Source organism: Emticicia sp. W12TSBA100-4, from assembly GCF_040253585.1.
Classification (GTDB): domain Bacteria; phylum Bacteroidota; class Bacteroidia; order Cytophagales; family Spirosomataceae; genus Emticicia.
Genome location: NZ_JBELAU010000011.1, coordinates 98,172 through 119,483 on the forward strand (window position 1 = coordinate 98,172; position 21,312 = coordinate 119,483).

Genomic DNA, 21,312 nt, shown 5'->3' on the forward strand with positions numbered 1-21,312 from the left:
CATTTGGTAACTGTTTCTATCATAATTGTCAATTATCGTACGCCTGAATTAATTGTTGAATGTATCAAAACAATTAAGCAATTTACTAACCAAGTAAGCTACGAAGTAATTGTGGTTGATAATGCCTCAAAAGGTGATGACGAAGGTTATATCAAATCTTTCTTTCCAGAAACTATTTGGTTATCAATGAATTACAATGCAGGGTTTGCTCGTGCTAATAATGCAGGAATGCGAATTGCAAAGGGGAAATATCTCCTACTTTTAAACTCTGATACTAAATTATACGAACCTGTAATTGACATTTGTGCCGCCAAACTCGACGCTCGCCCCGATGCCATTGCTGGTGGAGCTTACCAAGTTTATCCAGATTTAAGTCCTCGCACATTTTATCATACATTTACTTTTCGTCGTGATTTTTGGATAGTACCACCAAAACTACGTAATTTTCTAAATTCATTTATTCATCAAACCCAATACCAAGACCCTGAACAGGTAGATTATATTGCGGCGGCTTTTTTGATGGTAAGGAGAGAAGGTTTTGAAAAAACTGGTGGACTTGACGAGGAGTTTTTCTTGTACGGTGAAGATACCGAATGGGGATATAGACTCGGAAAACTCGGAAAATTATTGGTTTTTAAAGGTTGTAATATCATTCATGAAGAATGGGGAAGCAAACCCGAACGCTATGAGGAAGCTCAAAATTATACTTACTTTAATCGTTTCGACCACCAGATTCAACTTTCAAATTTAGTTTGGATTCGCAAACAATTCGGAGCATTGCATTATTTTCTATTAATGCTTCATTATTGGCTTTGGATACCTACATTTTATTTGATGAAAATCGTCTCAAATTTAATTAGCTTGAAAAATCCGTTTTCAGAGCTCAAAAATCAGAAGAAATTCGCCAAAATGATTGGTGTTTTCTCGAAATATTTTTGGAATATTTTGCTAAAAAAGCCAACGTTTTATAAACTTTGATATTGGTGATTTGGTACTGGTTCATTGGTTATTTGTCAAAAAACATCTACCATTTTCCCAATAGCCAGCAATAAATAACAAATTTCCCAGTAACAAATAACGAATTTCCTAATAACCTGTAAACCAATAACCATTATCAAATGAGTAAAAAATTAGTTCTTTTTATCACACCTACTGGCGGACGTACAGGTTCAGAAATGCTATTATGGTATTTACTAAAACGCCTTTCGGGAAAGATAAAAACGGCCATTTATACTCGTCAAAATGGTGAATTATTTGCAAATCATTCAACGGCTGACCAAACTTTTGTGCATACAACCAGACGTGGATTTGTTTATCAAATTTACGAAGGAATCTATTACAAAATCTTCAAAATCACACCCGAAGAAAAGAAATTAATCAATATTCAAAAGCAAATTAAAGCAGACCGTTGGTATCTGAATACCCTAACGATGCCCCAATTTGCCCGACTGGCATCAAAACTTAACGTTCCTTACGACCTGCATGTACACGAATTAGTAAGTATTTATGACGAAATTCGTTACGAAGATTTTAAGTTTCAGTTCGATAATGCCGATCGAATTATATGTTGTTCCTCGATTGTCGAAAAACGAGTGAAGGAAATGGGTTATAAAAATACACTCCTACTCCACTCATTCATTGATACTCAAACAATTACACTAAAAATTGGTGGCGAAACTATTCGTAAGAAACTCAATATTCCAGCCGATGCTTTTGTTTGGGTAATGTCAGGCTCAATGAATCTTCGGAAAGGTTATGATACCGTTTGTGATTTATTTGAGTTTTTACCTGCAAATACCTATATTGCTTGGCTCGGAAGCGTAAAACAAACAGGAGTTTTACATTATATTCGCCAAAGAACTAAGCTCGAAAAGCTAAATTTCATCGAAATTGGCGAAAAATCAGATGAATACTACGATTATCTAAATATTGCTAATGGATTTGTACTAACTGCTAAAGAAGATCCTTTTCCACTCGTTATGATGGAAGCGGCTTATCTCGAAAAACCAATTGTTGGCTATAATTCGGGCGGTATTTCTGAATTTGTACAGGAAGGAATGGGTAAAAGTATTGATAGCTTTAACCCAAAAGATTTGGCAGAAGCCATGATAGAAATTCAAAACAAAACAATGGTTATTGACAAAGAAAAACTAAAAAATAGAGCTTTAACTTTTGATATTCAAAATCAAATTAGCAAGTGGGATTCAATTTTTGATTAATAATATGGATAATTATAACGAAATTTTAGCGGAGCTACAAGAAGCACAAAAAGTACTAAATGATTTTATTAGCTCTGAAGAAAATATTAAAAATATTGAAAAGGTAGCGGATTTAATGGCGAATGCTATCAAGAATGGCAATAAAATTATTTCTTGTGGCAATGGTGGTTCGCATTGCGATGCCATGCATTTTGCTGAAGAACTTTCTGGACGCTACCGAGATAACCGTAAATCATTGGCGGCAATTGCCATTTCTGATCCAAGCCATATTTCTTGCGTAGGAAATGATTATGGCTTTGATTATATTTTTTCAAGATTTATTGAAGGGTTGGGCAATACTGGAGATGTTCTTCTTGGAATTAGCACCAGTGGCAACTCAAAAAATATCATCAACGCTACCCAAGCGGCTCGTGAAAAAGGAATGAAAGTAGTGATTTTTTCTGGGAAAGATGGTGGAAAACTGGCAGGATTGGCCGATGTAGAAATAAGAGTACCTCACTTTGGCTATGCTGACCGCATTCAAGAAATTCATATTAAGGTCATTCACATATTGATTATGCTTATTGAGAAAAAAGTTTTAACCACTGCCAACTAATGAAAATATTATTTGTTAGCCACGATGCAAACAGAGCTGGAGCTCAACTTTTTTTGCTGAACATAATGAGATTTTTAAAGCAAAAAGGTGTAGAAATGCAACTTTTATTGCTTGGTGGTGGAGTTTTGGAAAATGATTTTTTAGAAATTTGTCCCAACCATTTTTGGCCAAATGCTAATCCTCAACAAAAAGGCATTAAAAAAGCACTTTCGAAGCTCGTAAAAAGTCAAAACGAAAAAGATGTAACGCAACAACTTTTAGAAAGACTCAAAAATGCTAATTTTGATTTTATCTATGCCAATACTATTGCCTCGGCACATGTCTTACCAAAACTTACTGAGTATGTTGACGCACCTTTGTTGGCACATATTCATGAATTAGAGTTTTCAATTCAGCTTTATTCGCAAAAAACAGACAGAGATTTTTTGTTTAAACACGCAACAAAAATCATCGCTTGTTCAAAAGCAGTAGCTGAAAATATCATCGACAATCATGGAGTTTCTGCACAAAAAACTGAAGTTATCCATTCTTTTGTTGATAATGAAAGCATTCTAAACAGGATTGAATCAACAGATAATCAATCAATTAAAGCAAAATATAACCTTCCAAAAACGGGTTTCTTAATTGGTGGTTGCGGTAATGCTGAATGGCGTAAAGGTATTGATGTTTTTTTGCAGGTAATCAATCAAATCCTAAATACAAGCAACGAAAATTGTCACTTTGTTTGGATTGGTGTAAAAAAAGAAGGTGACTATTACGAACAAATTTCGTACGATATTGCAAAAATGGGTATCGGTGATAAAATTACCTTTATCGAACAAACACCTGATGCTATAGAATTGATCAATTGCCTTGATATTTTTACAATTGTGTCAAGAGAAGACCCCTTTCCACTCGTGATGCTTGAAGCTGCTTTAGCTCAAAAAACAATGATTGGCTTTGATAAGACTGGGGGTTGCAGTGAGTTTATTGAAGAAGATGCTGGAATAATTATTCCATACTTGAATACTTTTTCGATGGCTTCGAGTATAGTTAAGCTTTTCCTCAATCAATCTTATGCAAAGCAACTTGGACAAAAAGCCAAAGATAAAGTTTTGAATAAATACAGTTTTGAAAATTCAGTTTTAAAAATTGAAAGTTTGCTTGCGGCTCTCTGAGTTTTTTAATGCCTTTTTCTAAAATTCCTTGATTTTTCAGCGAACTGGAAGCGGTCGCCGCCCGATTCGCACCAAAATATATGACACTTGTTTTTACACTTTGTTCGGTCAACTATTTAGCCCAAGCTCACACACTTGGGGACTCTTTGCGTGAGCAAAATCCTGGCTTTGAATATATTATTGGTTTGGTCGATAAACTCGAAACCAAAGATATTGACAAATCAAAACTACCTGATTATCAATTACTTGAAGTTAACAAAATCAATATTCCTGACTTTGAGGGAATGTGCGACCGTTACGATATTACCGAACTAAACACCGCAGTAAAACCCTATTATTTTGATTATTTTCTAAAGAATCGACCAGAAATTACAAATATTGTTTATTTCGACCCCGATATTATTGTTTTTGATAAACTCACACATTTAGAAAATAACTTAGAAAAATATAATATTGTTGTTACTCCACACATCACGACTCCATATTATGACGATAAGTGGCAAAACGAAGAAGATGTTGTAAATACTGGTGTTTTCAACTTTGGTTTTGTGGCAATCAGACGTTCGGAAAGTGCAGAAAAAATGATAAATTGGTGGTGTGCAAAACTTTATAAAGAATGTGTTATCGATCTTTGCAATGGGCTTTTCGTTGACCAACATTGGGCAGAATTCTTCCCTGTTTTCTTCGATAAAGTACTGATTGACAAACATTTAGGCAATAATGTAGCCTATTGGAATTTACACGAAAGAGTTTGTTCAATAATTGAAGGGAAATGGTTTATTAACGAAAAAATCCCTTTACAGTTTTTCCATTATAGCGGATATTTGATCGCTAAACCAAATGAAGTATCCAAGTATCAAAACAGGATTGATTTTGAACATCGCACTGATATTGTTCCGCTCTTTGAATTATACAAAAATCAACTTTTGAATAATAATGAACTTTACTGGAAAAATTTCAAATGTGATTATGTAAAACCCAAAAGGATAAAACGGTATTTACGAGTCAGAAAATACTTAAAAATGCCTCTTGAAAAATTAGCACAAGTATTTGAATCTTGATTATATATGCAAAATTTCATAGCACTTTGGCTGCACAGATTTAAAAAATACACCCATATATTTAAGGTTTACATTCATTTTTTTAGTGATTATTGCAAAATTTTTATCCTAAAAAAACGCTCATCCAAAAATATCACTGCCATTATTCTGACACAGCAGTTTGGCGATATTGTGGCAAGCGAACCACTTCTCCGACAAATCAGAGAAGCTCATCCAAACGATATACTACTTTGGATTATTAAGCCAGTTTTCAAAGAACTATTGGCCTATAATCCCAATATTGATATGATAATTGATGATTTTTGTCCAAATCATCGTCTCTTATTGATAAATTCGGGCATTTTTGATAAAATATATAACCTACAATTTAGAAATAATAGCCATTGTGAAATATGCAATGTTTACGTTGAAAATCCAGTAGCTGACTCAAAAGACATCACGATTCATAATTACTATTTTCAGGGTAATTTATTAAATGTTCAACAAAAAATTGCAGGTTTTCCTGTCACTGACCAACAACCGCAACTTTTTATTTCAAACAAAGAAATCAACAAAATTGAGACCTTATCATTACCACCCAAATTTATCATAGTACATTGTCAGTCAGCACAAAATAGTCGAAATTGGGACAACAAAAAATGGGAAAAATTTATCAATTATTTCATCGAAAATACAGACCTAAATATTATTGAAATTGGATTAACGAGTGACCTAAAAATCGATTCGAAAAAATATATCAATTTATGCGGAAAACTTAGTTTACTCGAAACAGCCGAGGTTATTCGCCGAGCAAAATTGTTTGTTGGAATTGATAGTGGTCCCGCTCATTTAGCGAATGCAGTTGGTACTTTTGGCGTAATTATGATTGGTAAACTCGCAAATTTTATTAATCACATTCCTTACTCGGGAACTTACAAGTCAGGAAAAAATGCAATTATCATTAGAAATGAGACAGGTCCAAGTGCCGATATTACTGTTGAAGAGGTAATCGAGCAAATAAAAACTAATCGTTTATTGTTAAAAGTTTAAATCAAAGATGCTAATATTTACTGTCTGTTCGATTAATCAACTTCCTAATGCGATAGTTTTGGGAGATTCTTTGAAAACTCATAATCCGAACTATGATTTTCAAATTGGTTTGGTGGATAATCAATCTAATATTCCGACAGATTTTCAATCACCCTACCCTATTATTGATGTTAATTTATTGAATATCAAAGGTTTTGAAAAAATGTCTGAGTGCTATACGCACGATGAACTCTTGGCAGATTGCAAGCCTTTTTTTGCCGAATATTTCTTACAAAAAACTGAGAAATTAGTTTTTATTGATTGTACTTCGGTTATTTTTCAATCTATTTCATTTATTTCTGACATTCTTGGGCATTCAAGTATTATACTGACTCCACAATTACTATTTGCCAATGTTCACCCCGATGAAAAGCAAACCTTAAATTCGGGAATCTATCATTCGGGTTTTATAGGTTTCAAGAAAACCAAGGAGACGGTTAAGTTTCTGAAATGGTGGGGCGAAAATACCAGAACTAAAGGCTTTAAGAATATGTGTAAAGGCTTAAATGCTGACCAACTTTGGCTCGAACATGTGCCTGCCATCTATGATGGGGTTCATATTCTGAAAGAGGCGGGCATCAATGTGGGTGATTGGAATTTACCAGAACGCAATATTTCGCAACTAAAATCAGCCTCAAAACTTTACACAATTAATTATCGAGATAGAAATTTCCCGGCTGATTATAAAGAAAAATTGAGTAAATACTCTTATAAAAAACTATCTAAAATTATACCCTCTTATGGTCTGGAAGCTCCCAATAAACAAACTATCGGGAAAACAATTGCCCAAAGAATTCGTTCTGTAAATAATTTGGTGGATCTGATTATTGATAAATTTACTGCATAAATACTTCATTCTGCCAAAAATTAACGAAATAAAGCTTGATTCAACCGTTAAAAATAAATTTTTGACTTAAATTTGCAAAAATTAAAAGCTATCATCACTTATGAGTTATTCAATTGAGAAAACCGAACACTACGCTCTTATCCAATTAAATGAGAGCAAATTCGATAAATCAATTACTGCCGAAATTGAAAAACAGATTGTCGTTTTATATCGTGAAGGATTGACAAATATGATTGTTGACTTCTCGAAAGTTTTAGAAATAGACGAATCGGGTCTTTCACTCCTAAGAAAAGCCACTCGTGTATGTCGTACCGAACAAGGTTTGTTTATTGTTTGCACGAAAGATGACGATATTCTTGACCTAATTGATGGCGAAAAAATACCTGAAATTGTATTGCTCCCAACCACTGATGAAGGAATCGACGCCGTATTTATGAACGATCTGGAAAACGATTTCCGTGAAGAAAACGACGATGAATTCGATTTAGGTGAAGACAATGGTTTTACGGAAGGCAAATTCTAAATATTTTAAGTCCACAGTCAACTGTCAACAGACGACAGAGGCAAGTTTTATTCTAACACTATCGTCCGTTGTCTGTGGACTATCGACCAATATATGAATTTTGATTTTTTAGTTTTAGGTACTGGCTCGGCGACTCCTGTTGTAAATAGACATCCCTCAGCTTTTTTGTTATCAATCGAAAATGAATCTTTTTTGATTGATTGTGGGGAAGGTACACAGTATCGTTTGCTTGAACAAAAAGTCAAATCTTCCAGAATTCGACATATTTTTATCAGTCACCTCCACGGCGACCACTATTTTGGTTTGGTTGGTTTACTTTCAAGCTGGAGTATGAACCAACGCAAAGAAGACCTAACGATTTTTGCCCCACGTGGGCTCGATGAAATTCTAACCACTCAGTTCAAACATTCAGATACACGCCTACACTATAAAATCAATTTCGTAGAAACCGATACAGAAAATGCGTTTCATTTACTCGAAACTAATTTAGTAACAGTTGAAACAATTCCTCTTCATCACCGTATTCCGTGTTGTGGTTTTTTGTTTCGCTCAAAAGCCTGTAAACGAAAGATTGTTGCCGAAAACCTTCCTGCAAACTTCCCTATTCCGTACCTGAAAATGCTCAAAGATGGACTTGATATTTACGATGAATTAAGCGGAATTAGTTATAAAAACGAAGACTATACAATTGCAGGAGGTACATCCAAATCATTTGCTTATTGCTCAGACACTGCCTATAATGAATTAAAAATCAATCAGTTACAAAATATTGATGGTATTTATCACGAAGCAACATTTACTGATTCTGAACTAAAAAGAGCCGAACAAACCAATCATTCTACGGCTCGTCAAGCAGCCATGATTGCTCAAAAAACCAATGCTAAACAATTAATCATTGGGCATTATTCGTCTCGTTATAAATCTCTTGATACGCATATCTCGGAAGCTCAAGAAGTTTTTGAAAATACCTTTTTAGCTGAAGAAGGAAAAACCTACAAAATTTAAAATTGTAGAGCAAGTTTCCAACTTGCTTACTCACCCGACGAACAAGTTAGAAACTTGTTCCACCTCTATTTTTAGACAAATTTTCGATAAAATTGTACTAATACAATAATATTTAAAAATAAATACCCATTAAGTCTATGATTATCATAGACTTAATATATATTTGTAAATTAAAACATATATATAGAATATGCAAAGCTTTCGTACTGAGTTAGAGAATCCTTTAGTCGAGAAAGACATTATAGATTTAGAGCGTAAAATTAGAATGTTTCGTGAAGGTAAAATTCATGAAGAAAAATTTCGCAGCCTAAGACTTGCTCGTGGTGTCTATGGTCAACGCCAACAAGGCGTACAGATGATTAGAATCAAATTACCTTATGGTAAAATGACCCTCAATCAATGGAAAAAAATAGCGGATGTTTCAGATGAATATTCTACTGGAAATCTTCACTTTACAACTCGTCAAGATGTACAAATTCACTTTGTAAGCCTTGACAGAACTCCCGAACTTTGGTCTAAACTTGAAGAAGATAATATCACATTACGTGAGGCTTGCGGAAATACTGTAAGAAATATAACTGGCTCTCCTACTGCGGGCATCGACCCAAATGAGCCTTTTGACATAACCCCTTACGTTCACGCTACTTTTGAATACTTCCTACGCAACCCAGTTTGTCAAGAAATGGGACGTAAATTCAAAATGTCATTCTCAAACACAGATGATGATACTGCTCTCAGCTACATGCACGATTTAGGGTTTATTCCGAAAGTTGTAGATGGCGTTCGTGGCTTTAAAGTAATGCTCGGTGGTGGCTTAGGAGCTCAACCACAATTAGCACATTTGGCTTATGAATTCATCGAAGAAGATGCAATAATTCCTTTTATTGAAGCAGTTTTAAGAGTATTCGACCGTCATGGAGAAAGAAATTCTCGTCATAAAGCACGTTTAAAATTCTTAATTGCAAAAATTGGTTTCGAGGCTTTCATGCAATTAGTGGAAGAAGAGAAACTTTCGCTGAAAGTAAAAACTTTTAAAATCAATACCGAAAAATCTGAATCTGAAGCTGGAATTGACTCAGAACTCAGAACTCAAAACTCAGAACTCTTCAAGAATTGGTTCAAAACCAATGCTTTTGCACAAAAACAAGCTGGTTATTACGGTGTTTTTGTGAGAGTTCCTTTGGGAAATATCTCAAGCACAGTTTCACGTAGCTTAATCGAAAAACTTGCTGGTTTAGTAGCGGATGATGTTCGTGTAACTGTAAATCAAGGTTTATTGCTTCGTTTCGTTAAAGCTGAAAACCTTACCACAGTATTTGAGATTTTGAGTGAACATAACTTAGCTGCACCTGGTGCAAATAGTATAGTAAACATAACGGCCTGCCCTGGTACTGATACCTGCAACTTAGCTATTTCTGATAGCACCAGTATTTCTCTTGAATTAGAAAAGGTAATGAAAGAAGATTTTCCTGAATTAATTGAGGAAAATAACATGCAAATCAAGATTTCGGGCTGTATGAATGCTTGTGGTCAGCACAGCATGGCTCACATTGGTTTTCATGGAAGTTCGTTGAAATCAGCAGGAAAAGTCTTACCAGCCCTACAAGTTTTATTGGGTGGTGGAACAACTGGTAACGGTGGTGGACGTATTGCCGACAAAGTAATCAAAGTACCGAGCAAAAGAGGTCCACAATTGCTACGTACAGTATTAAACGACTACGAAACTAACGGACAAGAAGGCGAATATTTCAATGATTATTATGACCGTCAAGGAGAAAAATATTTTTATACTTTATTGAAACCATTGGCAGATTTGACAACATTGGTTGATACCGATTTTGTTGACTGGGGACGTGACGAAATTTTCCAAACTGAAATCGGAGTTGGCGAGTGTGCAAGTGTAATCATTGACTTAGTTGCGACGCTTTTCTACGAATCAGAAGAAAAAATTGAGTGGGCAAAAGAGGCTTTCAACGAAAATCGTTTTGCAGATGCTATCTATTATGCGTACCAATCACAAGTAAATACAGCCAAAGCTTTATTGCTTGATAAAAATGTAAGTTGCAGCTCGCAACACGCAATTATCAGCGAATTTGACAAACATTTTGCAGACGAATTTGGCGGAAATATTAAAGAGCAAATCTTACAAATCAATAAAAATGAGCCAAGTAAAGATTTTGCGGTCGATTTCATTTCGACTTCGGAAGAATTCTTAAAACAAGCAATCCTTGTTCGTGAAACGCTCAAATCAACACTTGAAATTGCGTAATTTTTAAAATTTATGAAACGAATTGCAATCGCATTAAGCGAAAACATTCAAATGAAATTCATTGCTTATGCCATGATTTTCATGAAGATTTCGCTTCTCGGTATTCTGATTTACAGAATTTCGACTGGAATAAGTGGAATTTCTTTCAATTTTGACACCGTATTATTATACTATATAGGCATAGGATTTTTGGCACAATTAGTTGATGGTGCTTTAGGAATGGCGTACGGTGCTTCGTGTACCTCAATGCTCTTGGGTCTTGGAGTTCCACCTGCGTATGCTACTGCGAGTGTTCACACCGCCGAAGTTTTTACAACTGGGGTTTCGGGCTTGTCGCATATTTATTTTGGAAACATTGATAAAAAACTATTTTTTAGAATCGTTTTGACGGGTGTCGTTGGAGCAATGCTTGGAGCATATCTAATTTCTGATGTTTTTGATGGGAAAATGATAAAACCCTATATTTCTATCTACATGATTGTATTGGGAAGTATCATTATTTCTAAAGCGTTCAAAACTCGCCCTACCGAGCCACAAAACAAAAATTTAGGTTTACTCGGTCTTTTTGGTGGTTTTCTTGATTCAGTTGGCGGTGGTGGCTGGGGGCCTTTGGTTACGTCAAACCTAATCAGCAAAGGAAATGCCCCAAAAGAAGCAATCGGAACTGTAAATACAGCAGAGTTTTTTGTGTCATTTTTTAGTACAGGTGTTTTCATGCTATTCATTGATATTCAGGCATGGCAAGCAATCGCTGGTTTAATTATTGGTGGTGTTTTTGCAGCTCCATTGGGTGCATTTTTGGTAAAATTATTTAAACCAAAAACCATTATGATTTCGGTTGGAGTTTTGGTTGTACTCTTAAATATCTGGAATTTAGCGAAAGCTTGGTTTTAAGTAGCATTAATTATGATAGAAATTTTAGAAAAATATTCTTTAGCAGAAAGTCTTACTTTTTTAGCCGAAAAATACCCTTCAAAAGTAGTTTTCTCAACCTCACTCGGTCAAGAAGACCAAGTGATTACCGATGCTATTTTCAAGAATAACCTCGATATAAAAGTTTTCTCGTTGGATACTGGTCGTCTTTTTCAAGAAACATACGAGTTAATTGACCGAACTCGCTCTCGTTACAAGAAAAATATCGAAGTATATTATCCAAATACCGAAAAAGTTCAGCAACTTGTTACGCAAAAAGGAGCAAACAGTTTTTATGAATCGGTTGAAAATCGTAAAGAATGCTGCTTTATTCGTAAAATTGAGCCATTGAAAAGAGCGTTGGCGGGTGCAGAAGTTTGGATAACAGGTTTACGTGCTGAACAATCGGAAAACCGCAATGATATGAAGATTTGGGAATGGGACGAAGGAAATAAAGTTTGGAAATTCAACCCATTGATTCATTGGACTTACGAAGATGTATTGAAATACATTGCCGAAAACAAAGTACCTGATAATCCACTTCACCGCAAAGGTTTTATCAGTATTGGTTGTCAGCCTTGCACAAGAGCCATCGGCCCTGACGAACACCCAAGAGCTGGCCGTTGGTGGTGGGAAGAATCAAAAAAAGAGTGCGGATTGCATGCTTCCTAAATAATAGCTAAAAAAACTGTATCTTTGTGATCTTAAATGATATACTCATGGGATATAGCAATTTCAAGAAAATAAAAACGGTAGTCAAGAAGTTCAATCTTGACTTGCAAATGGTTCGTCTTTTTAACAATGTACAAGAAACTGAACCATCAGCATGGCTTCTCGAAACTCTTTCAATGGTTGAGTTTATTCCATTAACCAACGAAAAATCAAAAGCTGAACGAATTATTTCTCCAGTTTTAGCCGAAATTGCTAAGAAATACCCCAAACAATTATCATTTTTTTCGGGAGAAAGCATTGATGTAGATTCATCGCAAGATTTGGCTGGAGAATGTGATTTTTTCTTTGCACTCCAACCTCCCAAGCCATACATTGAAGCTCCGATTATTTCGTTAGCTGAAGCTAAAGATGAGGATATGGAATGGGGACTTGCTCAATGTGCGGCACAAATGTATGGAGCAAAACTTTTTAATGAAATAGAAGGCAAAGACATTCCCTTTATTTATGGTTGTGCTACCACAGGAACTGACTGGCAATTTATTCGTTTAGAAAACAATATGTTCTACTTGGATAATAAAATATATACCAATTTAAAAGAAATTTTAGGCGTTTGGCATCATATTATTAATTTATATCTTTAATAAAAGCCAAATTTACAATTAACAAATACTTATTGAATGAGTTCGCTTTCAGAAAAAACAACGGTTTATCAAGCAAATGATAGTTCATTTCCGAGAGAATTGGAAGATGAAGCTATCTATATTTTGCGTGAAGTAGCCTCTCAGTTTGAGAAACCAGCTATTTTATTTTCGGGTGGAAAAGATTCGATTACGGTGGTAAGACTTGCCCAAAAGGCCTTTTACCCAGGAAAAATTCCTTTTGCCCTTCTCCACGTTGATACGGGACATAATTTCCCAGAAACGATTGAATACCGTGACTGGTTGGTAAATAAACTTGGATTAGAACTTCACGTGCGTTACGTGGCAGATTCAATCAAACAAGGAAAAGTGAAAGAAGAAACAGGTAAATATGCCAGCCGAAATGCTTTGCAAACCGTAACGCTTTTAGATGCAATCGAAGAATTTAAGTTTGATGCATGTATTGGTGGTGCAAGACGTGACGAAGAAAAAGCCCGTGCAAAAGAGCGTATTTTTTCTGTTCGTGACGATTTCGGTCAGTGGAATGCAAAAAAACAACGTCCAGAATTGTTCGATATGCTCAATGGCAAAATTGAATTGGGCGAAAACGTGAGAGTTTTCCCAATTTCAAACTGGACTGAGTTGGATGTGTGGAATTATATTAAAGAAGAAGAATTAAGAATTCCATCAATCTATTTTACACACGAGCGTGATGTATTTGAGCGAGATGGTATGATTTGGGCGGATTCTGAATTTATCAACAAGTCAGAAGACGAAGTTCCTTACAAAACTCAAGTACGTTTCCGCACGGTTGGTGATATGACTTGTACGGCTGCGGTTTTATCAACGGCAGACAATTTAGATGATGTAATCGGTGAGATTCTTTCGGCACAAATTTCGGAGCGTGGAGCCAGAATTGACGACAAACGCTCAGAAGCAGCCATGGAAAAACGTAAACAAGCGGGATATTTTTGATAGTTCTGAGTTAGTTTTTCTCAGAAACCTCAACTCAGAACTCAAAACTCTACACTCAGAACTCAATAAAATGGACATACTTAGAATTGCAACAGCAGGCTCAGTTGATGATGGTAAAAGTACACTTATCGGACGCTTGCTTTACGAAACAAACTCAATTACACAAGATAAAATAGAAGCTCTTGAGTCAGCTTCAAAGCGTAAAGGCCTTGATTTTCTCGATTTATCGCTCTTGACTGATGGCTTAATTGCCGAGCGTGAACAAGGAATTACGATTGATGTCGCTCATATTTATTTCAGCACGCCGCATCGCAAATACATCATTGCCGATACGCCTGGTCACTTTGAATATACTCGAAATATGGTTACGGGTGCATCAAACACTTCGGTTTCGATTATCTTGATTGATGCTCGTAATGGCGTAGTTGAGCAAACAAAACGTCACTTTTATATTTCTTCGATGCTTCGCATTAAGAATATTATTGTGGCGGTTAACAAAATGGATTTGGTTGCGTATAGCCAAGAAAAATTTGAAGCCATCAAAGCTGAATTGTTGGGCATTGCAGAGCAAGTAAGTTTTAAAGGTCAGACACTTCAATTTATTCCAATTTCTTCACTTTACGGCGAAAATTTGGTGCGTAAATCGGAAGAAACACCGTGGTACGATGGAGCAACTTTACTTGATAGTTTAGAAAAATTCAGCACTCAAAACTCAGAACTCAGCACTATTCAAGCTCGTTTCCCAGTGCAACACGTTGTGAGACCAAAAACTGAAGAATATCACGATTATAGAGGTTATGCAGGAAAAATTGCCAGCGGAACATTCTTAGTCGGAGATTTGGTTGAGGCACTTCCAAGCGGACAAATTAGTAAAATCAAAACTATCGAGAAGTTTGGAACTCAATTAGAATCGGGTAATGCCAAAGAATCTGTTGTGATTACGCTCGAAGATAATATTGATGTAAGTCGTGGAAATATGCTCGTAAAAGTAGGTGAGCAACCAGAATCTCGCAAAGAACTTAGTGCGAAGATTTGCTGGCTCGATAGCCAAATGCTTACAGTTGGCAAAACTTATTTGCTTCAACACGGCATCAACCGAGTAAAAGCAAAGATTACAAATATCAGTTCGGTTATCGACATCAAAAATATGTCGTTGAGCAATGAAGCTCCCGTAGATGGAGGTTTGAAATTGAACGAAATCGGTTGGATTTCACTGAAAACAGCCAGTCCGGTTTTTGCAGATAAATACGAAGAGAATCCTGCTAACGGTTCATTTATTTTAATAGATGAAAGTAGCAATGGCACCGTAGGTGTTGGATTTGTAGAATAAAATATTTAGTTTTAAAAAAATATTCATCAACCAAACTATCAGTTCTATTAGTTTAGGTTAGATAAAAAATAGGCGGCTTCTTGGCTGTCTTTTTTTTTGCCTAAAAAGTTGTTTTTTCAGTAAACCCCTACTCATCTATTCTTATTTTGCAATAAATATTAGGAAACGAGGAAATAAATACTCTAAATTAGTCCATCTTTATAGATTAGCTGAATGGACTTACAACAAAAAAACTACATCGGATATTTCTTCAATAATAAATCTGAACTTTGGAAGGAGGTAAAAAATACACTTTAAAAAATTCCAAAACTCCATTTATGTTGTTGATGAACATAGCATTTCGGAAGCAAAATCGAAGTTAAATCTTGAAGAGAATCTTACTAATTCAATTGAAATACTCAGTACGCATGATTTTTTTCTTAGAGAGCAAGTAGTTCGAGCCAAACCTGTCATTGAAGCGTTGTCATACAAAATCAAGGTGTTTCCAACCCATGATTTAGTGATTTTTCTCGAAATGACTTGGGCAGTACGGACACCTTCAGGTGATATTTATTTGCGAGAATTACACGAAGCATTTCAGCTATTTCTCGAAAAAACACCTATAACTATTATTTGCTTGTATAACGAATCAATATTGCTTGACGAGCAATTAATGCTTTGCTTAAATTCTCATCCGTTTATTTACACACCCGATGGAAAAGTAGCAAACCCATACTATTTGCCGCCTACAATTATTCGAAAAAACCAAGTAAAACTAAGATTTAATCATTGGCTTGGCAATATTTACCCCGCTTGGCACGAACAACTCAATACAAAAAAAGAAGAAAATCAAGACGAGAACAATCAATATCCACTCGAAAAAACGATTCAGACACAAGTAGCACAAACCTCCGAAGGACGCTGGAAAATACGTTTCTTGGGAGAATTACGCATCCATCGTGAAAACGGCGAACTTATCGACTGGAATACCAAAGCTGGCTCTACTCGAAAACTCAAAACAATCTTTGCCTTCTTACTCATAAGAGGTGAAAAAGGAGCAAGTGGCGAAGAATTGGCCGATTTACTTTGGCCAGATTCGGATAGTACTGAGCAAAGGCTTAACCGACTTTATCACGCTATTCGCTATTTAAGAATTGTTTTGGAAGGACCACAAAAGCAAAAATCTTCGTTTATTGTGCATCAAGGTTCAAATTATTTCTTGCGTTTACCTTATGATAGTTGGGTCGATTTACCCATGTTTCAAGAGCTTTGTGCCAAAGGAAACGAACACCTCAAAGAGAATAATTTGGAACAAGTAAAAATCTGCTATGAGTCGGCAGAAAGACTTTATAGTGGAGATTTATTCAGTGATATTCCACAAAAATACATTGATAATAACGAAAATGATTGGCTTTGGAGCAAGCGTTATTGGTACAAAGAAATGTATCACAAATTACTTTATAGCCTTGCCAATATCAATCGCCAACTCGGAAATTTATCTTTAGCAATTAAGTATTGCGACAAAGTCTTAGCTGAAGACCCGAGCCTCGAACCTGTTCACCGTGAAAAACTTATAGCATTAGCCGAATCTCAGCGATTCGATGCCCTTCATCGTCAATACCGCATTTATTGCGAATCACTCAAGAAATTCAACTTGGGGCAGCCTTCCGAAGACATGAGAAAATTATATTTGAATCTTTCAAGAAAAAATTAAAATACTCCTAAAAAAACCAAAGAAAAACCAAAGATTTGTTTTTCAGATTTGCTTCACAATCAAATTAAACCAATAAAATCTACGAAGATGAATGCTGCGGTTGGATGCCCATTTCATAAAGCAAGTGAAGCCTATAAACCTTTTGACCTCACGAATCCTTTTCCTGTTTACAAACAAGCTCGAGAAGAAGAACCGATTTTCTTTAATGAAGAACTGGGCTACTATGTTGTCACTCGCTTTCAAGATATTAAAGATATTTTTGGTAATTGGAAAGTGTTTACTTCCGAAAATGCCCAATCTCCCTTCAAAACGATTGCTCCAAAAGCAAAAGCGTTGATGGATGAAGGTGGATTAGTTGGTCTTTCGGGGCTATCGGGCCGTATCCCGCCTGACCATACTCGCATTCGCCGCATCGTGAGTATTGCTTTTAACATGAGCCGCTTTAAAAAATTGGAGCCTCGTATCAGAGATTTGGCGGTATCTATGATTGAAGATTTTTCGCACAAAGGCAAAACCAATATCATCAAAGATTTGGCTTATGATTTACCAGCCTACGTAATTTTTATGCTTTTAGGCGTTCCGAACGAAGATGTGCAACAAGTAAAAAGTTGGGCAGAAAGTCGCCTTTTGCTCACTTGGGGCGATTTATCGGAAGATGAACAATTGACTCATGCCCAAAATTTAGTAAAATACTGGAATTATTGCCAAGCATTGGTAGCTCAAAGAAAAGAAAATCCAACCGATGACTTGCCAGGCGATTTGGTACGTTATCAAGCAGAAGGTTACGAAATAACTGACCGTGAAATTGCGGCAATGTGTTATAGTGCCTTATTTGCAGGCCATGAAACAACCACTTCCTTGATTGGAAATGGCATTAGAGAATTACTTATTCATCGCAAAAGTTGGGAAACTTTGTGCCAAAATCCAGAAATGATTCCGAATGCCGTTGAAGAGATTTTACGATACAGTCCTTCAATCGTTTCGTGGCGAAGACGCTCTACCGAAGAGGCAACAATCGGTGGTATAACAATTCCCGCAGGTTCAAATATTTTGTTGATAATGGGTTCGGGAAATAGAGATGAAGCTCAGTTTGAAAATGGCGAAAGTTTTGATATTGAACGCAAAAATGCCAATCAACACCTTTCGATGGGCAGCGGAATCCATTTTTGTTTAGGAGCTCCACTCGCAAAACTCGAATCGAAAGTTGTGTTGGAAGAACTCACCAAACGCTTACCAAACCTAAAACTTACACCCGACCAAACTTTTGAATTCGCTCACAATACTTCGTTTAGAGCTCCAGTAGCACTGGAAGTTAAGTGGTAAATAGATAAGTCTGCACAAAAAAAGAACCATCATTCGAACTTTATATAACGTACTTCAAAATGAAATATACCCTGTTTTTTAATAAATCTGAGCCATCCGATTATCAATTTTTAGGTGGTAAAGGAGCGAGTTTAGCAAGTATGAGTGTAGCAAATATGCCAGTTCCAGTAGGTTTTTGCATCACTACTCACGCTTACGAACATTTTTTATCGGAATCTGGTTAAAAAAACGAAATTTTAGAATTAGTTGGTTCTATTGATTTTAACCAAGTGGATGATTTAGATAAAACTTCTACAAAAATCAGGGAAATGTTTATGAAAATGGACATTCCAGCAGAAGTACAGAACCAAATAAAGCAATCGTATGATGAGCTATGCTTGCTTTGTAATCATCAAAATAATCTACCAGTTGCGGTGCGTTCGAGTGCAACCGCCGAAGACCTTCCCGATGCCAGTTTTGCGGGTCAACAAGATACTTACCTTTGGATTGTTGGTGAAAAGGGGTTTTAGAACACGTCCGTAAATGTTGGGCAAGTTTGTTCACATCAAGAGCCATCAACTACCGCAAAGACCAAAATATTGCCGAAGATGAACTTTCGATGTGCGTAGTTATTCAAAAAATGGTCAATACACGCACCGCAGGCGTTGCCATGACACTCAATCGCCAGCTATTGTTTGCCAAGATGCCAATCTTGAAATAGCAGCAGCAGCCATTGTGCGTCATGGTTTTGCCAACAGCGGACAATTCTGTTACAGAGTAAATCGGGTTTATATCCACGAGTCAATCTATGCTCAATTTACTGATAGAATGGTCGAAATAGCTCAAAAACTTAAAATTGGTGAACCATTTTCGGGCTGTGATATGGGGCCTTTGGTGAATCAAAAAATCTATCAAAATAGCGAAATTCAAGTAGCCGATGCACTCGAAAAAGGAGCAGCTGTAAAAACTGGCGGTGCAAGATTAACTGGCGAACACTATGATAAAGGCTGGTTCTTCCCTCCTACCATCATTGCTGACACCAATCATACAATGAAAATTATGACAGAAGAAACATTCGGACCCGTGATTGGCGTGATGCCGTTCAAAACAAATGAAGAAGCCACCGCCCTTGCCAATAACTCCGAATATGGTTTGGCAGCTTATGTTTTTTCCGAAAATTTAAGTGTCGCTCTTCGCATGGCAGAATCTTTAGAAGCTGGTTCTGTTTGGATAAATAACATTCATCGTTCTTATCACGATGTGCCATTTGGAGGTGTTAAACAAAGTGGAATCGGCCGAGAAAAAGGTAGATACGGTATTGAAGCCTACACCGAATTGAAAACAATTTATTTGAATTATTGACATGAGAAGCCAAGACCAATCCATTTGGAAAATTGCCAAAAAGCACCTCAATGTCAGAAATAATGACGAACATACGCTGTTTTCGTACATGTTGGCTCAAAAACTATTGGAGAACTACCCAGAAGCCAATGCTGATATTGTTTTGCCAGCCATTTTATTACACGATACAGGTTGGTCGAAAATTCCCAAAGATAAAATTTTACACGCTTTTGGGCCAAACAATAAATACCCAGAATTAACCCGACAACATGAACTCGAAAGTGTTGCAATTGCAAAAAAAGAATTACCTAATTTGGGGTTCGATAATCAACAAATAGAAAAAATCGTTGCCTTAATCGACGGGCATGATACCACCAAAAATGCCCGTTCACTCGAAGATTCGATACACAAAGATGCTGATAAACTTTGGCGTTATACACCACACGGTAATCGAATAATTGGCGAATGGTTTGAAATCGAACAAAATGAAGTATTGGATATTCTTGAAAACTTTGTTTTGCCCACTTTTTTAACTGATTTTGGTCAAAAACAAGCAGAAATATTTCTCGAAACGGCAAAGTTGAACCTTAATCTACGAACGTTTTTATGATGGATTTAACAGATAAAGTAGTAATCATCACAGGTGCTGCGGGTGGACTCGGAAAAGCGTTTGCCCTTGCTTTTGCCAAAGAAGGTGCCAAAATAGCTATTTGCGATAAAAATTTCTATGGAGCAACCGAAACTGCCAACGAAATCGGAGAAAATGCCATAGCCATCGAGGTTGATGTTGCCAACGAAACCTCAACTCAAGCAATGGCGACCAAAGTCCTTGAGCAATTTGGAAAAATTGACATTTTAATAAATAATGCCGCCATTTACGCCACCATTCAACGAAAACCATTTTATGAAATCAGTGAATCGGAATGGGATTTGGTCATGAATGTCAATCTCAAAGGAGTTTGGATGGTTTCAAAAGCAGTTTTTCCGTACATGAAAGCCGCCAGTTTTGGTAAAATAATCAATATTTCGTCGGCAACCGTGATGAGTGGTTCGCCACAATGGTCACACTATGTGGCATCCAAGGGCGGTGTCATTGGTTTTACTCGCTCAATGGCCAAAGAAGTTGGCGATTTTAATATCAATGTTAACACCATTGCTCCAGGTTTTACATTGACCGATGCCAGCCTTTCGTTAATGGAAAATGCACAAAAATATGGCGTTGACCGAGGAGCAATCAAACGCCCATCTTCTGCCGAAGACATTGTTGGCACGGCTCTATATTTAGCTTCATCGGCCTCCGATTTCGTCACGGGACAAACAATTGTAGTCGATGGCGGAAAACAATTTATATAACAAAACCCTCATTTTTAAATCAAAATCATGCCTAAAATAACGTATATCGAAAATAACGGAACTGAACACCAAGTTGATTTACCAATGGGTGCAACCATCATGGAAGGTGCAATTCAGAATGATGTAAAGGGAATCATTGCCGAATGTGGTGGCTCGTGTATGTGTGCAACTTGCCATATTTATGTCGATGAACAATTTCTTGATTTATTGCCCGAAATGGAAGAAGAAGAAAACGAAATGCTCGAAGCTGCCAATGCTCCACGCCAAAGCAATAGTCGTTTGGGTTGCTAAGTTCGAGTATCGAAAGCAATGGATGGTATTATTGTAAGAGTTCCTGAAAAGCAATAAATTC

General features: G+C 36.4%; 22 protein-coding genes and 1 pseudogene. All 23 read left to right on the top strand.

The genetic code is table 11. The features are described from left to right. Nucleotides 1-3 precede the first annotated feature (3 nt). Complete coding sequence (locus tag ABR854_RS17330; RefSeq protein ID WP_350266906.1) at nucleotides 4-978, top strand: glycosyltransferase family 2 protein; 975 nt, start codon at nucleotides 4-6, stop codon at nucleotides 976-978. Between the two features lie 140 nt (nucleotides 979-1,118). Further along, entirely contained in the window at nucleotides 1,119-2,219 is a 1,101-nt protein-coding gene (locus tag ABR854_RS17335; protein ID WP_350266908.1) for a glycosyltransferase family 4 protein, read from the top strand. A gap of 4 nt (nucleotides 2,220-2,223) precedes the next feature. Further along, complete coding sequence (gene lpcA / locus ABR854_RS17340) at nucleotides 2,224-2,814, top strand: D-sedoheptulose 7-phosphate isomerase (protein WP_350266910.1); 591 nt, start codon at nucleotides 2,224-2,226, stop codon at nucleotides 2,812-2,814. After that, entirely contained in the window at nucleotides 2,814-3,971 is a 1,158-nt protein-coding gene (locus ABR854_RS17345) for a glycosyltransferase family 4 protein (protein WP_350266912.1), read from the top strand. Before lpcA ends, ABR854_RS17345 begins: the two co-directional genes overlap by 1 nt. Nucleotides 3,972-4,051: 80 nt before the next feature. After that, a complete protein-coding gene (locus ABR854_RS17350) occupies nucleotides 4,052-5,032 on the top strand; it encodes a glycosyltransferase (protein ID WP_350266914.1) in 981 nt (326 codons plus the stop codon). Nucleotides 5,033-5,038: 6 nt separating this feature from the next. After that, complete coding sequence (locus ABR854_RS17355; RefSeq protein ID WP_350266916.1) at nucleotides 5,039-6,061, top strand: glycosyltransferase family 9 protein; 1,023 nt, start codon at nucleotides 5,039-5,041, stop codon at nucleotides 6,059-6,061. Nucleotides 6,062-6,068: 7 nt separating this feature from the next. After that, entirely contained in the window at nucleotides 6,069-6,947 is an 879-nt protein-coding gene (locus tag ABR854_RS17360; protein ID WP_350266918.1) for a hypothetical protein, read from the top strand. A 100-nt stretch (nucleotides 6,948-7,047) separates the two neighbouring features. After that, nucleotides 7,048-7,470: an STAS domain-containing protein gene (locus tag ABR854_RS17365; RefSeq protein WP_350266920.1), complete on the top strand. Its 423-nt coding sequence runs from the start codon at nucleotides 7,048-7,050 to the stop codon at nucleotides 7,468-7,470. A gap of 93 nt (nucleotides 7,471-7,563) precedes the next feature. After that, the gene (locus ABR854_RS17370; protein WP_350266921.1) at nucleotides 7,564-8,475 is read left to right on the top strand and encodes a ribonuclease Z; all 912 of its coding nucleotides are present in this window, start codon (nucleotides 7,564-7,566) and stop codon (nucleotides 8,473-8,475) included. Nucleotides 8,476-8,665: 190 nt separating this feature from the next. Next, nucleotides 8,666-10,744 (top strand): ferredoxin-like domain-containing protein, encoded by a 2,079-nt coding sequence (locus ABR854_RS17375; RefSeq protein WP_350266922.1) that lies wholly within the window; start codon nucleotides 8,666-8,668, stop codon nucleotides 10,742-10,744. Nucleotides 10,745-10,756: 12 nt separating this feature from the next. Continuing rightward, nucleotides 10,757-11,638, top strand: a complete 882-nt coding sequence (locus ABR854_RS17380; RefSeq protein ID WP_350266923.1) for a sulfite exporter TauE/SafE family protein — start codon at nucleotides 10,757-10,759, stop codon at nucleotides 11,636-11,638. 12 nt (nucleotides 11,639-11,650) lie between these two features. Further along, nucleotides 11,651-12,328, top strand: a complete 678-nt coding sequence (locus tag ABR854_RS17385) for a phosphoadenylyl-sulfate reductase (RefSeq protein ID WP_350266925.1) — start codon at nucleotides 11,651-11,653, stop codon at nucleotides 12,326-12,328. A 47-nt stretch (nucleotides 12,329-12,375) separates the two neighbouring features. Next, nucleotides 12,376-12,969, top strand: a complete 594-nt coding sequence (locus ABR854_RS17390; protein WP_350266926.1) for a hypothetical protein — start codon at nucleotides 12,376-12,378, stop codon at nucleotides 12,967-12,969. A 36-nt stretch (nucleotides 12,970-13,005) separates the two neighbouring features. Continuing rightward, nucleotides 13,006-13,941 carry a sulfate adenylyltransferase subunit CysD gene (gene cysD, locus ABR854_RS17395; RefSeq protein WP_350266928.1) on the top strand — a complete coding sequence of 312 codons (936 nt, stop codon included), beginning with the start codon at nucleotides 13,006-13,008 and terminating at the stop codon, nucleotides 13,939-13,941. Beyond that, complete coding sequence (locus ABR854_RS17400; protein ID WP_350266930.1) at nucleotides 13,871-15,271, top strand: sulfate adenylyltransferase subunit 1; 1,401 nt, start codon at nucleotides 13,871-13,873, stop codon at nucleotides 15,269-15,271. The genes cysD and ABR854_RS17400 overlap by 71 nt, the downstream gene beginning before the upstream one ends. A gap of 337 nt (nucleotides 15,272-15,608) precedes the next feature. Next, nucleotides 15,609-16,964 carry an AfsR/SARP family transcriptional regulator gene (locus ABR854_RS17405; RefSeq protein WP_350267194.1) on the top strand — a complete coding sequence of 452 codons (1,356 nt, stop codon included), beginning with the start codon at nucleotides 15,609-15,611 and terminating at the stop codon, nucleotides 16,962-16,964. Nucleotides 16,965-17,051: 87 nt separating this feature from the next. Continuing rightward, nucleotides 17,052-18,287, top strand: coding sequence for a cytochrome P450 (locus ABR854_RS17410; RefSeq protein WP_350266931.1), 1,236 nt, complete (start codon nucleotides 17,052-17,054; stop codon nucleotides 18,285-18,287). 155 nt (nucleotides 18,288-18,442) lie between these two features. After that, nucleotides 18,443-18,796: pseudogene (locus ABR854_RS17415) on the top strand (PEP/pyruvate-binding domain-containing protein). A 26-nt stretch (nucleotides 18,797-18,822) separates the two neighbouring features. Continuing rightward, nucleotides 18,823-18,987, top strand: a complete 165-nt coding sequence (locus ABR854_RS17420) for a PEP/pyruvate-binding domain-containing protein (protein ID WP_350266932.1) — start codon at nucleotides 18,823-18,825, stop codon at nucleotides 18,985-18,987. Between the two features lie 14 nt (nucleotides 18,988-19,001). Next, nucleotides 19,002-19,628, top strand: a complete 627-nt coding sequence (locus ABR854_RS17425) for an aldehyde dehydrogenase family protein (RefSeq protein WP_350267195.1) — start codon at nucleotides 19,002-19,004, stop codon at nucleotides 19,626-19,628. A 1-nt stretch (nucleotide 19,629) separates the two neighbouring features. Further along, nucleotides 19,630-20,217: an HD domain-containing protein gene (locus tag ABR854_RS17430; protein WP_350266934.1), complete on the top strand. Its 588-nt coding sequence runs from the start codon at nucleotides 19,630-19,632 to the stop codon at nucleotides 20,215-20,217. Then, nucleotides 20,214-20,960: an SDR family NAD(P)-dependent oxidoreductase gene (locus ABR854_RS17435; RefSeq protein ID WP_350266936.1), complete on the top strand. Its 747-nt coding sequence runs from the start codon at nucleotides 20,214-20,216 to the stop codon at nucleotides 20,958-20,960. The genes ABR854_RS17430 and ABR854_RS17435 overlap by 4 nt, the downstream gene beginning before the upstream one ends. 27 nt (nucleotides 20,961-20,987) lie before the next feature. Then, nucleotides 20,988-21,251: a 2Fe-2S iron-sulfur cluster-binding protein gene (locus ABR854_RS17440; protein ID WP_350266938.1), complete on the top strand. Its 264-nt coding sequence runs from the start codon at nucleotides 20,988-20,990 to the stop codon at nucleotides 21,249-21,251. The last annotated feature ends 61 nt before the right edge of the window (nucleotides 21,252-21,312 follow it).

Excerpts from the sequence above, each read along its gene's own strand:
- cysD (WP_350266928.1), top strand. The coding sequence starts at position 13,006 with ATGAGTTCGCTTTCAGAAAAAACAACGGTTTATCAAGCAAATGATAGT.
- ABR854_RS17360 (WP_350266918.1), top strand. The coding sequence starts at position 6,069 with ATGCTAATATTTACTGTCTGTTCGATTAATCAACTTCCTAATGCGATA.
- ABR854_RS17375 (WP_350266922.1), top strand. The coding sequence starts at position 8,666 with ATGCAAAGCTTTCGTACTGAGTTAGAGAATCCTTTAGTCGAGAAAGAC.
- ABR854_RS17385 (WP_350266925.1), top strand. The coding sequence starts at position 11,651 with ATGATAGAAATTTTAGAAAAATATTCTTTAGCAGAAAGTCTTACTTTT.
- ABR854_RS17430 (WP_350266934.1), top strand. The coding sequence starts at position 19,630 with ATGAGAAGCCAAGACCAATCCATTTGGAAAATTGCCAAAAAGCACCTC.
- ABR854_RS17345 (WP_350266912.1), top strand. The coding sequence starts at position 2,814 with ATGAAAATATTATTTGTTAGCCACGATGCAAACAGAGCTGGAGCTCAA.
- ABR854_RS17370 (WP_350266921.1), top strand. The coding sequence starts at position 7,564 with ATGAATTTTGATTTTTTAGTTTTAGGTACTGGCTCGGCGACTCCTGTT.
- lpcA (WP_350266910.1), top strand. The coding sequence starts at position 2,224 with ATGGATAATTATAACGAAATTTTAGCGGAGCTACAAGAAGCACAAAAA.
- ABR854_RS17365 (WP_350266920.1), top strand. The coding sequence starts at position 7,048 with ATGAGTTATTCAATTGAGAAAACCGAACACTACGCTCTTATCCAATTA.
- ABR854_RS17355 (WP_350266916.1), top strand. The coding sequence starts at position 5,039 with ATGCAAAATTTCATAGCACTTTGGCTGCACAGATTTAAAAAATACACC.
- ABR854_RS17335 (WP_350266908.1), top strand. The coding sequence starts at position 1,119 with ATGAGTAAAAAATTAGTTCTTTTTATCACACCTACTGGCGGACGTACA.
- ABR854_RS17435 (WP_350266936.1), top strand. The coding sequence starts at position 20,214 with ATGATGGATTTAACAGATAAAGTAGTAATCATCACAGGTGCTGCGGGT.
- ABR854_RS17380 (WP_350266923.1), top strand. The coding sequence starts at position 10,757 with ATGAAACGAATTGCAATCGCATTAAGCGAAAACATTCAAATGAAATTC.
- ABR854_RS17440 (WP_350266938.1), top strand. The coding sequence starts at position 20,988 with ATGCCTAAAATAACGTATATCGAAAATAACGGAACTGAACACCAAGTT.
- ABR854_RS17410 (WP_350266931.1), top strand. The coding sequence starts at position 17,052 with ATGAATGCTGCGGTTGGATGCCCATTTCATAAAGCAAGTGAAGCCTAT.
- ABR854_RS17390 (WP_350266926.1), top strand. The coding sequence starts at position 12,376 with ATGGGATATAGCAATTTCAAGAAAATAAAAACGGTAGTCAAGAAGTTC.
- ABR854_RS17350 (WP_350266914.1), top strand. The coding sequence starts at position 4,052 with ATGACACTTGTTTTTACACTTTGTTCGGTCAACTATTTAGCCCAAGCT.